Source organism: Cellulomonas algicola (assembly GCF_003851725.1).
Taxonomy (GTDB): Bacteria; Actinomycetota; Actinomycetes; order Actinomycetales; family Cellulomonadaceae; genus Cellulomonas; species Cellulomonas algicola.
The window spans coordinates 1-20,572 of sequence record NZ_BHYL01000167.1 but is presented as its reverse complement, the minus strand read 5'-3'; the positions used below and the strand labels follow the sequence as shown (position 1 = coordinate 20,572).

The following is a 20,572-nucleotide window of genomic DNA, read 5'->3' as shown; positions in this document are numbered from 1 at the left end:
CGCCCCCCGGGGCCCCGCGCTGGAGGCCGCCCGCGCGCGGCGCAGCCGCGCGCCTTGAGTCAGTAAGGAAAGTTCTCACCGCGGGCCTTGAGCAGATGCCCTGTGTCGCGCGGTGCAGCCGGGCGCGCAGGTCAACGACGTAGCGGCTCTGGGCGGGACGCATCGAGCGGCTTGGATCACCGAACGGCTCAACGTGCGCGGTCCTGCCGGTGTTGACGTGGGCGCGCTGACGACGGCAGTCGAGTGTGTCGATGTGTCTGTCACGACTCCACTTCAACGCTTGCGAACAACTCGGCTTGCTGGAGCACCAACTCAACCGCCCTCTCCTCATGGTCGGGCGGGTAGTCGTAGCGATCCAGCAACCTGCGGATCTTAGAGCGCATCGCTGCGCGGACGCTGTCCTTCAAGTTCCAGTCGATGGTTGCGCTGGAGCGCACCGCGAGGACCAACTCTCGGGCGATCGCCTTCAAGGTGTCATCACCCATCGCCATCACGGCGGACGCACTCTGAGCGATAGCGTCGTAGAAGGCAACCTCGTCTTCGCGCAGACCGAGCGTCTGATGGCGCAAAGCGGTGTCTCGCATCTCCTTTGCCAGCTCGACTAGTTCGGCGATGATCTCGGCCGTCGTAAGCGACCGGTTGGTGTACCTGTTTATGGCTTCTTCGAGTTGCTCCGAGAACTTGCGAGACTGAACCAGATTAGTGCGCTGGACCGACCTGATTTGATCGGCGAGCAAGCGACGCAAAAGGCCCATCTGGAGGTTGGGCCGATCCTTCGTTGCAAGCGAATCGAGGAATTCATCTGACAGGAGCGAAAGCTCAGGAGTCTCTACGCCCGCGAGCTTGTAAATGTCGACAACCTGATCTGCGGTGATAGCCTCGTTGACGAGTTGGCCGATAGCGGTGTCGATCTCAACCGCCCCAGAGCCGCCGCGGCCGGAGTCCGGATTCTGAATCTTCAGGATTGCGGAACGCACATCGACGACCAGTCGGACGTCGGTGCGGATGGTGTTGGCCTCGTCGCGGGCTCCGCAGAGCGCGAAGGCCTTGGCGAGCCCCAGCACCTGGTCCTTGAACCGCTCGGTGCGGTCGGGGTCCGCCATGACAAAGTCGAGCACCTTTGCGTGCTGGGCAAGACGCTCTTGGGGCGGCAGACTTGGGTTGGAGTCGAAGTCGCAGCCGTGCAGTAGAGCGCGAACGACGTCGTGCTTCTCCAGCATCGCGGACACAAGCTGTTCGATCGGCACGCCAGCCTGTTTACGGTCGCTCGGCGAGTACTCGACGAGCGCCTCCTGGAGGTTCGCGAACACGCCGATGTAGTCGACAATAAGGCCGCCCGGCTTGTCGCGGAAAGTGCGATTGACGCGCGCGATGGCCTGCATGAGCCCAGCGCCCTGCATCGTCTTGTCGACGTACATGGTGTGCATCGATGGTGCATCGAAGCCGGTCAACCACATGTCGCGGACGATGACGAGCTCGAGCGGATCGCTCGGGTTCTTGGCGCGGCTCTTGAGTTCCCGGCGGAGGTCCTTGTTGTAGATGTGAGGCTGGAACTCGGCGGGGTCAGCGGCAGAGCCAGTCATGACGACCTTGATGCGACCCTGTAGCGGGTCGTCAGAATGCCAGTCTGGCCGCAGAGCGACGATCTTCTCGTAAAGTCGCACCGCAATGCGGCGCGACATCGTGACGATCATGGCCTTGCCGAACAAGGCGTCGCGGCGCTTCTCCCAGTGCTCGACGATGTCGGCCGCTACCTGGTCGAGGCGCGGCTCGGCGCCGACGACGGCCTCCAGACGCGACCAGCGAGATTGAGCCCGGCGCGCTTCCTCTTCCTCAACTTTCTCGGTTATCTCCTCGGCGAGCTCGTCGAGTGTCTCGTAGTCCTCAACGGAGAGTTCGACGCTAGCCAGCCGCGATTCGTAGTAGATCTTCACAGTCGCCCCGTCGTCGACGGCGCGCGTTAGGTCGTAGACGTCGATGTAGTCGCCGAACACGGCGCGCGTCGACTTGTCGCCTGACTCGATCGGTGTGCCCGTGAAACCGAGGTAGGTTGCGTTTGGAAGCGCGTCGCGCAAGTGCTTGGCTAGGCCGGCGCGCAGTCGGCCTTGGGAGTCGAGCGTCTCGCCGAAGCCGTACTGGCTGCGGTGGGCCTCATCAGCGATGACGACGACATTGCGGCGATCAGTGAGTTCCGGGCTGTAGTCGGCGTCCTCTCCGGGCCGGAACTTCTGCAGCGTGGTGAACAGGATGCCGCCCGAGACGCGGCGGAGCATCCGACGGAGGTCGACACGACTGTCCGCTCGCGCCGGGCGCTCTGGAAGTAGTTTGGCCGGCGCGAACACTTCGCCAAACAGCTGGTCGTCTAGGTCGTTGCGGTCGGTGATGAAGACAAGGGTCGGGTTCGTCATCCGTGGCTCACGCATGATCTTGGCGGCGTAGAACACCATTTCGAAGCTCTTGCCCGATCCCTGGGTGTGCCATACGACCCCCCCGCGGCGGTCACCACTCGGACTTGACGCCGCGACAGTCGCCTCGACGGCGCGGTTGACCGCCCAGAACTGGTGGTACTTGGCGATTCGCTTTACTAGGTGACGCACCCTCTGACCAGACTTTGGCTTGCTCGTTGTCTCCTCGCTGAATACGACGAAGTTCCGCACCAGGTCCAGGAATCGATGCTGTTCGAAGATGCCCTTGATTGCGATCTCTAGTGCGGGCTGGCCGCTGACGGGCTCGGGGCTGTCGATCGCCTTCCAGGGCGCGTAATGCTCGAAACTCCCCGAGAACGAGCCCGCAGCCGCCGACGTGCCGTCTGAGATCAGAGCAATTGCGTTGGCATCGAAGACCGATGGAATGTCGTGGCGGTAGGTTTGAATCTGGTTCCATGCCGCCTTGAGCGTAGCGCCTTCGTCCGCGGGATTCTTTAGTTCAAGGAGACCGAGCGGAAGCCCGTTCACGAAGACCAGTACGTCTGGTCGACGGTTCTTGGTGTTCTCTACGATCGTGTACTGGTTTACGGCGAGCCAGTCGTTGCGCGTCGGGTCATCGAAGTCGATGAGCCAAATCTGAATCGTGCGCAACGTACCATCATCTTCGCGGTGTTCAACCGGCACGCCCTTGGTAAGCAACTCGTGGACGCGGAAGTTTTCGTCGATGGAACTCTGCGACTCGGCACGGCCCAGTCGCTTGATTGCTTCGTCGAGCACGGTCCGGTCGACACCCGGGTTTATCCGCCGAACAGCGTCACGCAGGCGTTCATACAGGTATACCTGGTGGAACGACTCGCGCTCCGCCGTCGCCTCACCCGGAGCCAGAAACGGGCCAAACGCCGTTTGATACCCGAGCTGGCGGAAGTACTCCAAAGCGGCGAGCTCGACGATTGACTCGTTGAGTGCATTCACGAGAACGCCTCTCCCGCTTGACTCACACCGATGCGTCCTGATAGAAGTTCGGGAAGAAGTGCATCTCGGATGTTCGCCAGGCGACGATTTTCGGTGCCCAAGCGCAGCAGCGCGGCAAGCATAGGTTCAAGTTTCTCGCTCAAACCTGACGCCTTGGAGCTTAGCCCAGCCGGGGTTGGCAGATTTCGCACATTCGTGCTGTTCAAACTCGGAATTGCAACCCCGGTGCCGCGTTTGCGCATCTCCAGGTCCATCCATGGAGAGCGCAGGAGCCAGTACAACAACCCCTGCGACACGCCTTGCCCTGCACGCGCCCGGTAGACATGTTCATTGATCACGGCGCGATCGACAGGGAAGCCGTAGCCGAAGGCACTGACGTGCGGGATGAAATTCCCCGGTTTGCCGCCATCTTTGTAGATCAAGACGTCACCCTCCTCCAGCCGACCCCGCGTCATGGATTCCGCGAACTCGTGCGGCACGTGTCCAAAATCCGTGCGGGCACATACACCGGCCGACTGAACATGCTGAGCACCGAGGCTAACGACGCCCTCGACGCCTTCTTGAAGACCGCCCTTTGGCCTTGACCCCGTTTCGAGCAGGGACAGCACATCCCCTAGACGCCGCGAGTCGTCGTACTCCGGGTTGCCGAAGGGGTCCAAGGTGAAGGCCTGCTCAATGAGGGCAGCCCCTAGTTTCTCGAGGATGCCCATAGTCCGACGATTTGACTCGATCTTATCGTCGAGGGCCCCTAGAGCCATCGCAATTGCCTTCTGCTCTACCAAGTCCGGCAGGTCGATCTCAAAGGCGCCGAGCGCGGAGCCCGAGATTTCCTTGAATGTCGAACCATTGGCTCTGCGCTCAAACTCATCCGATAAGGAGCCAAGAAGGTAGTACATGAAAAGCGAGTCGGCGTCGTTACCGGGCACAAAGCTCCGACAGCCTTGATTGGTTGTCACGGGAACCGAGGCGAGCGCCGTCAAGCCGATCGGAGCTCGACTGGAGATCACGACCGTACCAGCTGGCAGCAACTTGGCAGACGAGGCGGCCAGACCCGCCTGGCTGATCCCCCTCTCACCGGCTTCGACGAAACGGGTCCCTTGCCTGGATAGGTCCCTAGGCGTGATCCAGGGATAGTCATTGCCGAAGTACTCGGGATGGTTTGTCGACGGCGTACCACCTCCGACGATCTGCCCCACCTCCCGGAGGGCGACAGTGCGTCGGCTCACAGGTCGAGGCCGCCCAACTGCTGCCGAACCGCAACCTCAAACTCGTGACCTCTTCTGAACTCCGCTAGCAGTTCGGAAGTCAGGTGCTGGATCCGCTCTTCGACTGGCAGCGCGGCCTCTCCTTCGATTTCCTTGCCGACGTAGAGGCCCGGCGTGAGGATGAAGTGGTGCTTCTCGATCTCCTCAAAACTGGCAGCCTTGGCGAAGCCAGGTACGTCCTCGAAGCCGCCGTCACGATTGCGCCACGCGTGGTAGGCGCCTGCAATCCTGTCAATATCGCAGTCGTCGAGCGTGCGTATGCGTCGGTTCTCCATTCTTCCGACTTTGCTTGCATCAATGAAAAGCACCTCCCGACGGCGTTCCCGGTGCCCGTTGCCTTGTCGCTCCTTGGACACAAACCAGAGACTTACCGGGATCGTCGTGTTGAAGAACAAGTTGCTCGGCATCGTTACGATGCAATCGACGAGATCGGCCTCGACGAGCTTTCGTCTGATCTCGCCCTGACCTCCGCTCTTCTCGCTGAGCGATCCGTTAGCCAGGACGAACCCGGCCGTCCCCTTCGGACTTAGGTGGTATATAAAATGTTGAACCCATGCAAAATTGGCGTTGCTCTCCGGCGGAGTGCCGTACTTCCAGCGCGGATCACCCGCGAGTTTCGGGTGCCACCACTTGCTGACGTTGAAGGGCGGGTTCGCCAGGACGAAATCGGCGCGCAGGTCGGCATGGACATCCTGGGTGAAGGAGTCGGCGGAGTGCTTGCCCAAATCGGCCTCGATGCCTCGCAGTGCGAGGTTCATTTTCGCCAGCTTCCAGGTCGTGTCGGTGAACTCTTGGCCGTAGACCGCGATGTCGTCTCGCTTGCCGCCGTGGGCCTGCACAAACTCAGCCGACTGCACGAACATGCCGCCGGAGCCGCAAGCCGGGTCATACACGCGCCCCTTGTAGGGTTCCAGCATCTCGACGAGCGTGCGGACGACCGAGCGCGGTGTGTAGAAGGCGCCGGCGTCCTTGCCGGTCTCCTTGCCTGCGAACTGGCCTAGGAAGTACTCATAGACGCGGCCGAGGATGTCATCGCTGCCGTGATCGTCCGATTCCGTGAAGCCAATAGCGCCGATGAGGTCAACGAGCTGCCCGAGGCGACCCTTGTCGAGGCCCTCGCGGCCGTAGTTGCGCGGAAGGACGCCTCGGATCTTTGGGTTCTCCTTCTCGATCAGGTCCATGGCCTGATCGATCTGCTGGCCGATCTGGGGCTGCTTGGCCAAGCCCTGCAGGTACTCCCACCGAGCCAGTTCGGGCACCCAGAAAACGTTGTGGCTGGCGTACTCGTCGCGGTCCTCGAGGTAGCGGCCACGACGCTCGGGGTTGGGGATGTAGTCATCTGAGTGGGGGTCGGCCAGCGCGACCTCGATCGCGCGACGGCGCTCCTCGAACCGATCGGATATGTACTTCAAGAAGACCAGGCCAAGCACGACGTGCTTGTACTCGGACGGTTCCTGGTTGCCTCGTAGGGCGTCCGCAGCGTCCCACAGGCGCTGTTCGAGTGTCTTCTGGGGCTTCGGCTTGGCAGTACGGGCCATGTCGGGTTCGGTCTCCTCCCCGCCGGAGGCGTGGGCTTATGCGCTCGCGCAAACAGCGCGCGCCCAAACTTATCGGCTCGGGTGGACTGAAGGGGTACCTATGCCCCTTCCGAAGCAGCTCCGTCGGGAAGCGTGGCGGGCGCCCGTCGCGGCGAGTCCCCGATCAGCAGATCGCGCAGGACTTTGGGATCGTCGAGTCGTTTCTGCGCAACCGGCTGCGTGACGCAGCCTGATCCGTCGACGAGCCTCGCACTCAGGCACAGCTGCCGGGAAGCGGCTCACCTGCTCGTGAGTGAACTCGGCGCCGACGGGATCCCAGTCGGCGTTGACGTGCTGGGTCCCGAAGCCTCGTCAGACAGCCCTACTAACCACTGGCTCGCCGCGCTCGTCGGCGCGCGTGAGCTGCAGAAGACACTTTCTGAACAGGCCTCGCTGGGCGACCCAGGACGAACTGCGCCCGGCGATCATCGTCCGGATCGAGCGGACTACCAGCACCGCAGGGGCCAGGCACGCCTCGGTCACCTGACGCCCGCCGAGTACAAGACTCTCACCACTGTCAGGTGGCACTCGCCGTCCGAGCCCGCTGTCACCTACTCGTGCAGCAGACCCGTCCGAGTCGTAGAGCTCGGGGATAGCGACCGGACTGGAGGCGGTTAAGGACGGCGCCGCCGGGGTCTACGCGAGGGCCGAGACGAGGGCGCGGTGGAGGGAGGGCACAGCAGCCAACACATCCGGGCCGTGTAGCCCGTACGGGGTGCCGTCGACGTGGCTCACGGCTGCGCCAGCGGCCCGAGCTAGGGCTATCCCTGCGGCAACGTCCCAGGTGCGGTTCGCGTCAATGAGGACGGCGTCCAGTCGACCGGCCGCCAGCCAAGCGAGGTCTGTTGCGGCAGATCCGAGCATTCGAATCCTGCCAACCGATGCGGCGAGCGCGGCGAGCGCTCCGAGTCGTCGCTCGTTCTTTGATTCACTATCCACCCCAGTCGCAAAGTCACCCACGGAGACGATCGCGTCCTTGAGCAGGGACGTGGGCGCGACCGAGATGGTGTGCCCGTTGAGCGTTGCGCTGGCACCTCTGCTCAAGTAGCGCTCCCCATGGGCTGGGAGAGCGATCGTTCCAAAGACGGGCTGATCGTTCTCTATTAGGGCAAGCGAGACCCCGTAGTTGGGCAGGCCCCGAGAGAAATTTGTAGTCCCATCGATCGGATCGAGGGACCAGTAGTAGCCCGACTTCCCCGTTCGGCCACGCTCTTCACCCAGAAAGCCGATATCCGGCGTCTCGTGTTCGAGAAGTTCGCGAACCGCATCCTCTATAGCGAGGTCGACGGACGTAGCAAAGTCGCGATCGGTCTTGTAGATCCGCTCGCCCGTCTCGCCGGTTCCGATGAGCGAGAGCGCAAGGTCGATTGCCGCGTCCGCAGCGCGCTCAATCCTCGATGACACGTCCGCGGTCCCATGTCTGGCTGAACACGGCGTCGAAGATTGAGAAGAGACCATGCGGGTGTGCATCGTCGGCCTCGACTAGGAATGCCGGCGCATCGAGGCCTCGGACGCGCGGCAGGTACGGCTGGACGAGGGTGCGTGCCAGGTCGAAGCGTGTGATGTTGAACCGCAGGGGATCGTCGTAGGTGCGCACCTCGACGCGCTCGGTGGCCTCAGGCGAGAGAGTCTCGCGGAGACGCGCGATAGCGAGCATGTTCGTGCGTGTGATCTTCGCTAGATGCCCTACGGGATGGCCCTCTTCGAGCTCTCGGGCGCGCGTGGCATCGCCCTCGGGGTCGAGGAACAGGCATCGGAGCACGAGGCCATTCTCGACGAGCTCGGCGAGGGTAACGTCAGAGACTCCCTGGCAGAGCGCCGTGAGGCTCAGACCCATCGCTTCCACTCGCTGCGACGTTGCGAGCGTGCGGAGCACAGGCATTGCGGCGAGCGCCTCGGAGCGGTCAGCGAAGACTGCTCGGACGTCTCGGGTGGAGAAGGCGGCATCCTCGGCCGGCGGCGCAAGCCGTTCGTGGACGAGCGCTTCAAGTCGGTGAACCGCGGCGCGCAGCTCCTCAACGTCGTTCGACTCCGCTTTAGCCGTGCTCGGCTCGAGACCGAGGCGGGAGTCGAGCGAAATGCCGTAGAGCGAAGCGGCGGCGAGTACGACATCGGCCGGCGGTCGCGCGCGGCCCTTGATCCAGTTGCTAACAGCCGATTCGGAGTAGGTGCCCGACTCTGGACCGACGTTGGCTGAGCGGAGCGCGAGAGCCAGAGGTGCGCCGCCCCCGGCGGCGCGGCGGGCCTGGTCAAGAACGTCTCGAACCACGTTGTCCCAGGTCGCGTTCACGTTGCCGATTCTTGCACGGATCGCCTGACGCGCGATGGAGGGGTGCGGGATCGCTTGACACGCGATTCGTATGGGTGTGTAGTCGTTCGCAGGAGACGCGATCGACGCGCTCTAGATGCGATCGGAGGCTGGTTCAAGTGGCTATCGCGAAGCGTTTCCCCATCGCTCACGAGACGGCGTTCCCGCAGGGCGCCTTTCTCCGCGGGCTCGTCGAGCCCGTCACGGACTTCCAGGCCGAGCAGCGCCCGGACGGCTCCCGGCCGCAGCAGCGGGACAAGGAGACGGGGCTGCCGCTCTGGCAGTGCACCGTCATCGACGGGGACGACGAGGCGGGCCGCCGCGAGATCGGCGTGACGGTGAAGTTCGCCGCTGAGCACCAGCCGGTCCCGCCGAAGAACAACTCCCCGATGCCGTGGACGCCGGTGGAATTCGTCGGCCTGGCCGCGCTGCCGTACATCGACGACTCTGGCCGCCGGCCCCGCATCGCGTGGTCCTTCCGGGCGCAGAGCTTCGCCGCACCCGGCCACGCCGCGAAGGTCGGGGAACCGAAGGCGGTGGCGTGATGTCAGAGCTCACGACCGGTGGCGCAGCGGCCGAGGAGCCGGGCCCAACCATCACGGAGCTGCTCACGATGGCCGCCGACGTCGTCGCAATGGTGCACGGCCAGGTCAGCTGGGTGGGCGTCGGCCACGGCATCCTCTCGGTGCGCGCAAACACGCAGCCGACGGCCGAGTACCTGGCCTGGCGCCTGGCGCTCGGTCGCGTCGCCGACTACGAGCCCACGCCCACGTCTGAGGGGTTCGCGGTCTGGAGCGGGGGCGCGTGGCCGGAGCCGGAGTTCAAGGTCTTCTGCGGCGGCGAGCTCGTGCGTCCACTGCGCGCGTTCCCGCGGAGCGACCAGTACAAAGAGCCTGCGCCAAAGGCACTCCCGGGCGCTGCGTGATGGACACGGCGCTCCGCATCGTCTGGCTCGTGCTGCGGCGGGTGGCACGCGTGTTCCGGGACGCCGCGTCCTGGACCGTCCAGTCGTGGCGCGCAGCCCTCATCTGCCTCGTGATCGGCAACGTCCTCCTGATCGCCGATCACGAGGCAGCAGGCGAAGCGGCGATGTGGTGCGTCCTGGCCTGGAACGCCGCTCGAGCGGTCTGGCGGGCCGTCAGCCCACTGACGTACGAAGCGGCCCTCGGGGGTCCGCTCCGCCGCAGAGGCTGGCGACGTCGGGGGCGCAAGGGTTGGTCGATGGTCGCCGAGCGGTGCGGACTCGGGATGCGCTCCGAACGGCCAAAGTCGCCGACTGTCGTTCCTCGACTTCTCAAGGTCACGACGACGAGCAACGCGCTCGTGCTGCAGGTTCGCGTGACCGCCGGGCAGACCGTCGACGACGTGGATCAGGTGGCTGATGCGATCGCGACGGCGTTTGGCGCGGAGTCCGTTGAGTCCCGTCGCGTCCGGTCGGGTGTAGCTGAGCTCGTGCTGACGATGCGCGAGCTGCTGCACCAGATCACGACAGCGCCGGTTCCGCACGACATCGAGACCGAGGCAGTCACGCTCGGCAGGGTGTCCAACGGTTCGCCGTGGCGGCTGGAGCTCAACGGTCGGCACACGCTCGTCGTCGGGCGCTCAGGCGCCGGCAAGGGGTCGATCTTCTGGGGCGTCGCTGGCAACCTGGCCCCGGCGTCTCGTGCGGCGCTGGTCCGCCTCTGGGGCATCGACCTGAAGGGCGGCGTCGAGGTGGCCGTCGGCGCTGGCATGTTCTCGTCGGTTGCGATGGACGAGCAGGCGGCCGTGCGACTGCTGCGCGCGCTACAGCGCGTGATCGTCGAGCGACAGGCGGCCATGCGAGGGAGGTCGCGCCAGTTCGAGGCGGGACCAGGCGACCCGATCCACGTGCTCCTGATCGACGAGCTCGCGGTGCTGACCGCCTACGCGTCACGCGACGTCGTCAACGAGGCATCGACGCTCCTCAAGCGGATCCTTGCCCAGGGCCGCGCGCTCGGCGTCATCGTCGTCGCGTTCGTCCAGGACCCTCGCAAGGAGACGGTCGGGATGCGCGAGCTGTTCACGCAGACGATCGCGTTGCGCCTCGCCTCGTCGGCGGAAACGCGGATGGTGCTGGGCGATGGCTACGGCGACCTCGCCCCAGCCCACCGGATCGAGCGGACGATGGCCGGCGCGGGCTACGTGGTGAAGGACGACGGCGCCGTGGAGCGCGTCCGAGCCGACTACTGGCCCGATGACGTCATCCGCATGGTCGCGCAGGTGTATCCGGCACCGCAGGTTCCAATCGACGGCGATGACGGCGCCGTCATGGATGCTTTGCAGCCAGCGAAGGCGCCCGATCCCGTGGAACCTCGTCCGCGTCGCCAACGATCCCCTCGCTCCCCTCGACCTGCCAAGGACACCGAGGTGGCGTGATGACTGAGGGGCGCCCCAGCGGCTTCGATGGCCATGGACCGGAGTCACCGCTCGACCTGGGCGGCATCGGTCCTGGCGAGGCCGCGTCGATCGTGGGACGCCTGAGCGACGGAACGATGCCGGCCCTCGTGGACGCACTGGCCAAGGCCGGCAACTGCGTGCGTCCCGTACGGCTCGTCGGTCGGTCGGCGACCGTGGATCTGCGGACGGGCGAGATTCTCTCGTCCTTCTACTCCGCCGATGAGCCTCTTGGCGCGCTCTACAAGCCGTGCGGGAACCGCCGGGAGGCTGTGTGCGCGTCGTGCTCGCGCGTGTACGCCCGCGACACCTACGAGCTGATATCCACCGGCTTGAACGGCGGGAAGGGCGTCCCAGCGACGGTCAGCACCAACCCTCTGCTGTTCGTCACCCTGACGGCCCCGTCCTTCGGCCTCGTGCACGGCGTCCGCGACGGCGAGGAGCAGTGTCACCCACGGACGCGTTTGGCCTGGTGCCCGCATGGCCGCCGTCTGGCGTGCTGGGCTCGGCACGACGGAGACGACCCGCGAGTGGGCGCACCTCTGTGCGCTGACTGCTACGACGCCCCCTCTGCGGTGATCTGGCAGTGGCACGCACCGGAGCTCTGGCGCCGCTTCACGATCGCGTTGCGCCGCCGACTTGCCGCCGAGCTCGGTGTCCGGGAAAGCGACCTGGCGCAGCACGCCAGGCTTGAGTACGCGAAGGTGGCCGAGTTCCAGGCGCGCGGGGTCGTGCACTTCCACGCGCTCGTCCGCCTGGACGGCTCCGAAGGACCGGGATCGCCTGCACCGACCACGGCCAGCGGGCTGCGACGGTGCGTGCTCGAGGCGGCGGCCGTCGTTCGATGCACCGCCCCACCTGTGGACCGCACCGACGTCGAGCGCGTGCTGCGCTTCGGCGCTCAGACGGACGTCAGGATCGTCCGCGAGGGCGGCGCGGTGGCTGACCAGATCACCAGCGAGCAGGTCGCGGCGTACCTCGCCAAGTACTCGACGAAGTCGACCGGCGTCGACCCGAGACGCCCTCTGCATCACCTCGCGGCGCTCATGACCACCTGCCGCACTCTCGCCGCACGAGCCCTCGACGGCTGCCCGTTCGGTTGCGAGGAACGGATCGCAGATCGCCGCGCGCGGCGCTGTGGGAACTGCGCTCGACACCCATACGCGCTGCTCGGCCGCTGGGCCGCGATGCTCGGCTTCCGAGGGCACTTCTCCACGAAGTCACGCCGTTACTCCGTCACGCTCGGGGCGCTGCGTCGCGCCCGTCGCCGTTTCCACGCGCTGCTCGCCGACGTGAGACGACAGCTCGACAAGCTCGACGTCCGCGAGCTCGAGGAGCAGCTGATGGCAGCGGACGAGGAGACGACGCTGGTCATCGGTTCGTGGTCGTACGAGGGAACCGGCTGGCCGCGAGCGGGCGACAAGGCACTCGCCGACGCCGCCGCCTCACGCGCCCGCGAGTACGCCAAGTGGCGGGCCGAGCAGCGAACTATCGACAAGCAGCGAGCATGACGAGCGGGGGGATCTGAGATGAGCACGGCGAGTGTGGGACCGATCGACAGGCCGACCGTTCGGCGGCGGCTGTGGACACCGGAGGAGCTGGCCGACTACCTCGGCGTGACGCTCCACTGCGTCTACGCATGGTCGAGTCGAGGCGGTGGCCCAAAGGTGCTGCGGGTGGGCGCCAGGCTGCGCTATCGCCCGGACGACGTGGAGGCGTGGCTCGACCGCGTCACCGACAAGCGTCAGGAGGAGTGAGCGGTGGCCCGCGAGCCCATCCCGCCAGGGCGCTGGGGTCGGATCTCCCGTCGCGAGGTCTCCCCCGGTGTCTGGCGAGCGCATGCGCGGTACCGCGACTTCGCCGGCGTCCTCCACAAGGTCGGGGCGCGCGGTCCGTCGGCGTCGGCGGCCGAGGCGAAGCTCCAGGATCGGCTGATCCGGGCCAGCACCGAGTGGGTGGTTGACGGCGCCGCGGCGATCCTGCCGGACACTCGCATGGGCATCGTCTTCGATCAGTGGATCGCGGAGAAGCGAGCCGAGGGGCAGATCGCTCCCCAGTCGCTCGCGACCTACCTCGGCGTGCTCGACAGGGATCTACGGCCCGCGTTCGGGGCGCTCCGGGTGCGTGAGGTGACCCCCGTGGCGGTCAACCGTCTCCTGATGGCGTTGAGCGGCGCTCGGAAGTTCGACACCGCACGGCAGGCGCGAAACGTGATGTCGCAGGTCATGATGATGTGCGTGCGCTACGGCGGAGCGCCGACGAACCCGGTGCGGGACGCGGTCACGGTGCGGAAGCCGAAGCGCGCCGAGGTGCGGACGATCGCGCTCGAGGACATCGCGCTGCTGCGCAAAGCCGTACGTGAGTGGGAGGACCGCCCGGCAGCGCTTCGCGGGCGACGCAACGTGACGCTGCTACCCGAGATCGTCGACACCATGCTCGGGACCGGGCTGCGGATCGGCGAGTGTCTCGCACTCCGTGCCGCCGACCTCGATCTTGATGCCGAGATCCCGACGCTGACGGTCACCGGGACGATCGTCAGGATCGACAGCAAGCTCCAGCGGCAGTCCAAGCCCAAGTCGGACTCGTCGCGACGGACGATCACGCTGCCCGACTTCGTCGTGAGTGCGCTGCAGTCGGCACTCGACCTGGGCCTCGACGGCGGGCCCGACGACCTCGTGTTCCCATCGACGAAGGGCTCGCCGCGCTCCCCCAGCCGCGTCCGCGAGCAGCTCGCCGCAGCACGCGCCGGCACAGGTGTCGACGTCACTCCGCACGACTTCCGCCGCACGGTCGCGACGCAGGTCGCGAGGGGCACGACGATCGCGCACGCGACGGCCCTGCTCGGGCACGCGGACGAAAGCACAACTGCCCGGCACTACGTCCAGCGGATCCACATCGCCCCAGACGTGCGCGTGGTGATCGATCAGCTCGTCGCCCAGGCGTCGGACGAGGCCGCGTCGTGACCCAATGTGGAGCCAAGGCGGAGCAGGCGGAACGACGAAGGGCCCCACTTCCGCAAGATTACGCGGGTGGGGCCCTTCGACTGGCGGTAGCGGTGGGATTTGAACCCACGGTGGACTTTCACCCACACACGCTTTCGAGGCGTGCTCCTTAGGCCGCTCGGACACGCTACCTCGCGGAGAAGAGTACCCGGTCGGAGCCGCTGCACCGAATCGGCTCCTCCGCGGCCCGCGGCTTACCGTGGGGACGTGAGCGATGCCGTCCTCGATCCCGCAGGCACCCTGCCCGACGTGGTGGACCTGCTGCGCGGCCGACGCCTCGCGGTGCTGACCGGGGCGGGCGTCTCGACCGACTCGGGGATCCCCGACTACCGCGGCCCGGACTCGCCGCCGCGCACGCCGATGACGTTCCAGCAGTTCACCGGCGACGAGCGGTTCCGCCGGCACTACTGGGCCCGCAACCACGTCGGCTGGCGGCACGTGGGCCGCACGCAGCCGAACGCGGGGCACCGAGCGCTCGCAGAGATGGAGCACGCAGGGACCGTGCTTGGCGTCATCACGCAAAACGTCGACCTGCTGCACGAGGCGGCCGGCTCGCGGAACGTCATCGACCTGCACGGACGGTACGACCGCGTGGTCTGCCTCAACTGTCACCGCGTGATCCCCCGCACCGAGCTGGCCCAGCGGCTCGAGGACCTCAACCCGCACTTCGCGGACGAGGTCGCCGACGTCGAGATCGCGCCGGACGCCGACGCGGTCGTCGAGCGGACGAGCCACTTCGTCGTCGCCGGCTGCGCGGTGTGCGGCGGGATGCTCAAGCCGGACATCGTCTACTTCGGCGAGACGGTCCCGCGCGAGCGGGTCGAGCGGGCGTACGCGATGGTCGACGACGGCGACGCACTGCTGGTCGCCGGGTCGTCGCTCCAGGTGCAGTCGGGGCTGCGGTTCGTGCGGCACGCGGCGCAGACGGGCAAGCCCGTGGTGATCGTGAACCGCGGCACGACCCGCGGGGACCGCCACGCGACCGTGACGCTCCACGCGGGGACGTCGGAGACGCTGACGACGCTCGCCGCGACGCTCTGACGTCAGCGGGCGCCGAGGGCCGTCGCGGCTCGCCGTCGACCCGGGCCTGGTGACCGGGCGTGCGACGGAAGCGGTACCGAGGCCCGGCTCGACGCTGCGAGGCGGGGGCTCGGACGAGAGCCCACCAGCGAGCGGCGACGCGACGGTCGAGAGTCGGGACCGTGCCGGTCGGTCAGAGGTGCGGGACGCCGTCGCGGTGGGTCTCGAAGAAGCGCTGGAGGAGCAGGCCGCACTCGTCGGCGCGCACTCCCCCGACGACCTCGACGCGGTGGTTGAGGCGGCGGTCGCGGACGACGTCCCACTGCGACCCGCACGCGCCCGCCTTGGGGTCCCACGCCCCGAGCACCAGCCGCGCGACCCGCGCCAGCACCAGAGCCCCCGCGCACATGAGGCACGGCTCCAGGGTGACGACGAGCGTGCAGTCGTCGAGACGCCAGCGGCCCAACCGGTCCGACGCGGCACGGAGCGCGACGACCTCGGCGTGCCCGGTCGGGTCGTCGGTCGCCTCGCGGACGTTGCGGCCGCGGGAGACGACGTCACCGTCGGGCCCGATCACGACGGCGCCGACCGGCACGTCACCGGTCGCGACGGCGCGGCGGGCCTCGTCGAGCGCGAGGCCCATCGCCCACGCGTCGGCGGGCTGCACCGCCCGCCGGGGACCGTCCGTCATGCCCGCCATGATGACGCAGCACACGCCCGCTGCGGGGACCTTCGCCACGTCCACCTGGTGGGACTGCCGGTAGGTTGTGCGCATGCGCCTGCACGTCGCGGACCACCCGCTCGTCGCCCACAAGCTCACGGTCCTGCGGGACAAGGGCACGCCCTCGCCGACCTTCCGGCAGCTCGTCGACGAGCTCGTCACGCTCCTCGCGTACGAGGCGACGCGGGACGTGCACGTCGACACCGTCGAGATCGAGACGCCCGTGACGACGACGACCGGCGTCAAGCTGGCCGACCCGCGTCCGCTGGTCGTGCCGATCCTGCGCGCGGGCCTCGGGATGCTCGACGGCATGACGCGGCTGCTGCCCACGGCGGAGGTTGGGTTCCTCGGGATGCAGCGCGACGAGGAGACGCTCGAGGCCGTCACGTACGCGAACCGGCTGCCCGACGACGTGTCCGGCCGCCAGTGCTTCCTGCTCGACCCGATGCTCGCGACCGGCGGCACGCTCGTCGCGGCGATCGACTACCTGCTGGCCCGCGGGGCGCGCGACGTCACGGCCGTGTGCCTGCTCGCGGCTCCCGAGGGGCTCCAGGTCGTCGAGGAGTTCGTGGGCGACCGCGCCGACGTGAAGGTCGTCGTGGCGGCGGTCGACGAGCGGCTCAACGAGAAGGCGTACATCGTCCCGGGCCTCGGCGACGCGGGCGACCGGCTCTACGGGATCGTCTGACGCACGGCCGCGCCGGCGCACGGCGCACGGGCGACGCGGACGGCGCTCACGAGCGCCTCGACGGGACCGGCCGGCACACGGCCGCGTCGACGCGCGGACCACCGACCGGCGCGCCGGATCCCGCTCTCATGTCGCGCTGCCGACGACCATCGCCCGCGAGGCCGGCGGAGGCGGACACCTCGCACCGCTTCCGCATCCTGAGACGGCGGTGGGGACCCCTTGGGCGCGACCGGCACCGCTGCCAGCATCACGTCTCGTCGACGGCTCGGGGGACGCGGTCGACGCACGCGCTGCCGGACCACCCGCCGGTCTGGGGGACCCGGGAGGTCCGGCAGCGCGACACACCCGCGGACCGGACGCCGAGTGGTCAGGCTCCGTGTGCGGCGCCGAGCACGCACCGCTGAGGGCGGGCGACACGCTGGGGCGACACCCCGGGGACGTCCCGGCTCAGGTCGCCGCGGCGACGACCCCGGCCTACCGTCGAGGGCATGCGCATCGCGATCGCCGGCGGGCACGGGAAGGTCGCGCGCCTGCTGTCGCGCACGTTGGCGGCACGGGGTGACGTCCCCGTCGCGCTGATCCGGCAGCTGGGCCACGTCCAGGACGTGACGGAGGACGGCGCCGAGGCGGTCGTCCTCGACCTGGAGCGCTCGAACGCGCGGGACGTCGCCGAGGCGATCGCGGGTGCGGACGCGGTGGTGTTCGCCGCGGGCGCGGGTCCGGGCAGCGGCGCCGAGCGCAAGGACTCCGTGGACCGTGGCGCGGCCGCGCTGCTCGCCGACGGTGCCGAGCTGGCGGGCGTGCGGCGGTACGTCCTGGTGTCGTCGATGGGCGCGTCGACGGAGCCGCCGCCCGGGACGGACGAGGTGTTCGCGGCCTACCTGCGCGCGAAGGGTGCGAGCGAGGAGGACCTGCGGTCGCGCGACCTCGACTGGACGATCGTGCGCCCGGGTGGGCTGACCGACGACGACGCGCAGGGCCGGGTGCAGCTCGACGCGCACGTGCCGCGCGGCTCGATCCCCCGCGCCGACGTCGCCGAGGTCCTCGCAGCGGTCCTGCACGCGCCGCTGACGGCCGGGCTGGTCCTGGAGCTCACCGAGGGCGTCGTGCCGGTCGACGCGGCCGTCGCCGCGGTGGTCGAGCCGGCGGACTGAGCGCCGAGCCGCGCAGGCGGCGCGTCAGCGGGGCATGCTCGCCGAGGAGACGACGGGCTCGGTGCGGAGCGTCACGACGCCGATGAGGTACTGGTCGCCGTTGGTGGTGGCGGACAGCGACGACACGTCGCCGGAGAGGGTCGCGGGCACGAACGCCTTGGCGTCGACGCCGAGCGAGTTGGGCCACCGCCAGCCGTGCGCGGTCGAGTCGAACGCGTTGTTGACGCCCGAGCCGGGCGTGCTCCCGTCCCAGCGGACCGGCACGAGCGGACGGTTGCCGTCGAGCAGCAGCCGGTCGCCGACGGCGGTCCGGTCGCCCTCCCACGCGACGACCCCGATGCGGGCGCTGGTCCCGGCGCGGGCGGCGAACTCGAAGACGGGCGGGGCCGCGGTCGTGCCGATCCACGCGGCTCCGTCGTAGACGGTGACGTTGGAGTCGGTCGACGGGTCGGCGTACACGACGACGAGCGACCAGCCGGCGTAGTAGGACCGCTGGGGGTCCTTGCTGGTGGCGCGGACGGCGACGTCGGCGACGGACCACGTGCCGCCGCCCTGCGCGGCGACGAGGTCGGTCACGTCGACGAACGACTGGTAGTAGGCGCGTCCGGCGTTGTCGGTGAGGCGGTCGACGTCGCCGTCGGCGGCGCGCAGCGTCTGGTACGCCGAGCTCGGCCCGCGGAACCGGACGACCGCCGGGTCGCCGCTCCACGTGTCGCCGGGCCCGATGTTGGCGGACCAGTACAGGCCGGCGAAGGCGATCTGCCGGCCGGCGGGCACGTCGAGCTGCGTGAACGACGACGTGCGGACGGCAGGGCGGGTGCCGTTCGCGCCGGGCAGGTCCGGCCCCTCGTCGAGCTCGACCATGTCGAAGCTGTTGTTGTCGCGGTCGCCGTTCTGCAGCGCGGGCACGCACGTCGTGAGCGTGGTGCGGCACGTGAGCAGAGGCGCGCCGACCTCGGTGACGGCCCAGCCGCCCTCGAACCGCGCGCGCGGGCTCAGGCCCGCGGACGAGGTGCTGACGTCCGTCGAGGCGCTGACAGGCGCGGCCCCGGGAGCCTGCGCGGCGACGACGAACGCTCCGCGCGCGCTCCCCGACCAGCGCGCGTTGACGAGCACCTCGGCGGTGCCGCCTGCGGGCACGGGGCCGACGTCGCAGCGGTAGCGGCGGGCGTCGACGGCGACGCAGTTCTCGGTGGTCGTGCCGCCGCCCTCGGTGTCGACGGTGAACGCCGTCGGGAGGGTCAGCGTCGCGACGACGTCGTCGGCGTCGGCGGCGAGGTCGCCACCGGCGGCGCTCACGGCGAACGAGACGGTGCCGGAGCGTGACGAGTCGGTGAGCGTGACGACGGGCTGCGTGACGGTGAGCACGGGCGCGGTCGCGGTCACGGCGACGCGGTGCTCCTGCGCGGCGTCCGCACCGGGTGCGTCGACGCGCACGAGCAGGTCGCCCAGGCCGCCCACGGCGCCGGGCTGCGCGTCGAGGTGCGCGGTGAGCGGCACGCTGCCGCCGCCGGGCAGGACGTCGTGCGTGCAGGAGATCTCGACCGCGTCGGTGGGGCCGCACGTCCAGCCGTCGACGGGCGTGACGGGCCACGCGGTCCCGGCGGGTCGGGTGAGTCGCGCGACGAGCCCGGGCGCCTGCACGTCGCCGAGGTTGGAGACGGCGAGCGCGACGCTCGACGCCCGGCCGCGTGCGAGCGTCGTGCCGACGTCGCCGGTGAGGCCGAGGCGCGTGGGCCGTTGGACGGTGAACGGCACCTCGAGGTGCTCGGGTGCACGCACGCCGGTGGGCCGCAGGTCGATCCCGATGCTGCGCGCACCGACCGCGCCGGGCTCGTCGGCCGTGAGCAGCAGCGACAGCGGCGCGGCGGCGCGCGGTCCGATCCGCGGGACCTGGCACGTCACCCCGGCCGCGGAGTCCGCGCACGTCCAGGCGCTGCCCGCGACGGGCGACCAGGACACGCCGCGCGGGAGCTGCAGCGTCGCGGTCGCGGGCGTGGGGCCGACGGGTGAGCCGCCGACGTTCGCGAGGTCGAGGTCGAGCTGGGTCGAGCGGCCCGACAGCAGCGCGACCGACGCGGGCGCGCTGCGGAGCGCGAGCCGTGCGGGCGACGCCTGGATGTGCAGCGGGAAGGGCGCGGGGCGGTACTGGATGCCGCCACCGGCGACGCGCAGCCCGACGGCCGCGTCCATGCCGTCGTAGGCCTCGTCGATCGAGACGCGCAGGGCGAGGCGGGCCACCGACGAGGGTGGCAGCGTCGCGAGCGTGCAGCGCACGACCCCGTTGCCGGTGTCGGGCGTGCACACCCAGCCGCCGGCGGCGGTGACCGCGAACCGGCCGGGCGTCAGGCCCTCGAGCGCCGCGCCGGCGATCCCGTCGACGGACACCCCCACAGGCAGGGTCACCTCGGCGACGAGGTTCGTCGCGACGGTCCCGCCGGTGTTCTGCACGCCGAACGCGAGCTCCTGCCCCGCGAGGCCCGCGGCCAGCACGAGCCCGCCGTCGGGCAGCACGACGCCGACGTCCGCGGGGGCGGGCGGCGGCGTCGTCTCGTCGTCGGGCGTCTCGTCGTCGGTGCTGCCCGGCTGGGTGCGGGTGCGGGGGGTGCCGTCCTGCGGCTCGTCGGCGAGCAGCGCGCCCGACCCGTCGAGGTCGGGCACGTCGGTCGGCGACGGGGTCGGGGTGGGCGTCGGTGCGGGCGCGGTCGACGTGCTCGGCGTCGGGGTCGCGCTCGCCTCCGGGACGGACACCGACGGCGCGGGCAGGGCCTCCGGCTCGTCCGTGCCGCGCGTCAGGCCGTAGATGCCGACGGCCGCGATCGCGGCGACGGCGACGGTGCCGGCCGCGACGGCCACCGCACCCAGCGGGATCGAGGAGATGAGCGCGGCGACACCACCCGCGGCAGCCGTGCCCGCGGTGGCGCTGACGGCCGCCGTCGTCCCGGTCGCCGCAGCCGTCGCGGCACCCGCCCCACCGGCACCCGCCCCACCGGCCCCCGCGGCCCCGCCCGCAGCGCCGGCACC

Annotated in this window: 15 protein-coding genes, 1 tRNA gene and 1 pseudogene; 9 read left to right on the top strand and 8 right to left on the bottom strand. The window is 69.0% G+C overall.

All coding sequences use genetic code 11. From position 1 onward, the window contains the following. Window positions 1-260 precede the first annotated feature (260 nt). The 5 genes from CTKZ_RS11515 to CTKZ_RS11495 all read right to left on the bottom strand — a co-directional run bounded on the left by CTKZ_RS11515 (window position 261) and on the right by CTKZ_RS11495 (window position 8,530). A complete protein-coding gene (locus tag CTKZ_RS11515) occupies window positions 261-3,398 on the bottom strand; it encodes a type I restriction endonuclease subunit R (RefSeq protein ID WP_124343075.1) in 3,138 nt (1,045 codons plus the stop codon). Next, on the bottom strand, window positions 3,395-4,624 hold the full coding sequence (locus CTKZ_RS11510; protein WP_124343074.1) for a restriction endonuclease subunit S: 1,230 nt from the start codon (window positions 4,622-4,624) through the stop codon (window positions 3,395-3,397). The genes CTKZ_RS11515 and CTKZ_RS11510 overlap by 4 nt, the downstream gene beginning before the upstream one ends. Further along, window positions 4,621-6,201, bottom strand: coding sequence for a type I restriction-modification system subunit M (locus CTKZ_RS11505; RefSeq protein WP_124343073.1), 1,581 nt, complete (start codon window positions 6,199-6,201; stop codon window positions 4,621-4,623). The genes CTKZ_RS11510 and CTKZ_RS11505 overlap by 4 nt, the downstream gene beginning before the upstream one ends. 675 nt (window positions 6,202-6,876) lie before the next feature. Beyond that, complete coding sequence (locus CTKZ_RS11500) at window positions 6,877-7,644, bottom strand: inositol monophosphatase family protein (RefSeq protein ID WP_160142891.1); 768 nt, start codon at window positions 7,642-7,644, stop codon at window positions 6,877-6,879. Beyond that, window positions 7,628-8,530: a DUF5919 domain-containing protein gene (locus tag CTKZ_RS11495; protein WP_124343071.1), complete on the bottom strand. Its 903-nt coding sequence runs from the start codon at window positions 8,528-8,530 to the stop codon at window positions 7,628-7,630. Before CTKZ_RS11495 ends, CTKZ_RS11500 begins: the two co-directional genes overlap by 17 nt. 137 nt (window positions 8,531-8,667) lie before the next feature. On the opposite strand from CTKZ_RS11495, the gene CTKZ_RS11490 reads away from it, so the two are divergent. Genes CTKZ_RS11490 through CTKZ_RS11465 form a run of 6 tightly spaced genes read left to right on the top strand, consistent with a single transcriptional unit; the run spans window position 8,668 to window position 13,926 of the window. Continuing rightward, complete coding sequence (locus CTKZ_RS11490) at window positions 8,668-9,093, top strand: plasmid replication, integration and excision activator (protein WP_124343070.1); 426 nt, start codon at window positions 8,668-8,670, stop codon at window positions 9,091-9,093. Next, window positions 9,093-9,473 (top strand): hypothetical protein, encoded by a 381-nt coding sequence (locus CTKZ_RS11485; protein ID WP_124343069.1) that lies wholly within the window; start codon window positions 9,093-9,095, stop codon window positions 9,471-9,473. The genes CTKZ_RS11490 and CTKZ_RS11485 overlap by 1 nt, the downstream gene beginning before the upstream one ends. Beyond that, complete coding sequence (locus tag CTKZ_RS11480) at window positions 9,473-10,945, top strand: FtsK/SpoIIIE domain-containing protein (protein ID WP_124343068.1); 1,473 nt, start codon at window positions 9,473-9,475, stop codon at window positions 10,943-10,945. Before CTKZ_RS11485 ends, CTKZ_RS11480 begins: the two co-directional genes overlap by 1 nt. Further along, the gene (locus CTKZ_RS11475; protein ID WP_124343067.1) at window positions 10,945-12,474 is read left to right on the top strand and encodes a replication initiator; all 1,530 of its coding nucleotides are present in this window, start codon (window positions 10,945-10,947) and stop codon (window positions 12,472-12,474) included. Before CTKZ_RS11480 ends, CTKZ_RS11475 begins: the two co-directional genes overlap by 1 nt. 18 nt (window positions 12,475-12,492) lie before the next feature. After that, window positions 12,493-12,720, top strand: a complete 228-nt coding sequence (locus tag CTKZ_RS11470) for a helix-turn-helix domain-containing protein (protein ID WP_124343066.1) — start codon at window positions 12,493-12,495, stop codon at window positions 12,718-12,720. Window positions 12,721-12,723: 3 nt separating this feature from the next. Further along, entirely contained in the window at window positions 12,724-13,926 is a 1,203-nt protein-coding gene (locus tag CTKZ_RS11465; RefSeq protein WP_124343065.1) for a tyrosine-type recombinase/integrase, read from the top strand. Between the two features lie 81 nt (window positions 13,927-14,007). On the opposite strand, the gene CTKZ_RS11460 is transcribed toward CTKZ_RS11465, so the two are convergent. After that, window positions 14,008-14,097 (bottom strand) — tRNA-Ser (locus CTKZ_RS11460). Window positions 14,098-14,172: 75 nt separating this feature from the next. Here CTKZ_RS11460 and CTKZ_RS11455 point away from each other — a divergent pair. Beyond that, complete coding sequence (locus tag CTKZ_RS11455; RefSeq protein WP_124343064.1) at window positions 14,173-15,006, top strand: NAD-dependent protein deacetylase; 834 nt, start codon at window positions 14,173-14,175, stop codon at window positions 15,004-15,006. 172 nt (window positions 15,007-15,178) lie between these two features. On the opposite strand, the gene CTKZ_RS11450 is transcribed toward CTKZ_RS11455, so the two are convergent. Then, window positions 15,179-15,685, bottom strand: coding sequence for a nucleoside deaminase (locus CTKZ_RS11450; RefSeq protein ID WP_124343076.1), 507 nt, complete (start codon window positions 15,683-15,685; stop codon window positions 15,179-15,181). Between the two features lie 73 nt (window positions 15,686-15,758). Between CTKZ_RS11450 and upp the strand changes: the two genes are divergently transcribed. Continuing rightward, on the top strand, window positions 15,759-16,394 hold the full coding sequence (gene upp, locus CTKZ_RS11445; RefSeq protein WP_124343063.1) for a uracil phosphoribosyltransferase: 636 nt from the start codon (window positions 15,759-15,761) through the stop codon (window positions 16,392-16,394). A 488-nt stretch (window positions 16,395-16,882) separates the two neighbouring features. Further along, on the top strand, window positions 16,883-17,548 hold the full coding sequence (locus CTKZ_RS11440; protein WP_124343062.1) for an NAD(P)H-binding protein: 666 nt from the start codon (window positions 16,883-16,885) through the stop codon (window positions 17,546-17,548). A gap of 24 nt (window positions 17,549-17,572) precedes the next feature. On the opposite strand, the pseudogene CTKZ_RS21580 reads toward CTKZ_RS11440, so the two are convergent. After that, window positions 17,573-20,572: pseudogene (locus tag CTKZ_RS21580) on the bottom strand (hypothetical protein); the annotation flags it as partial.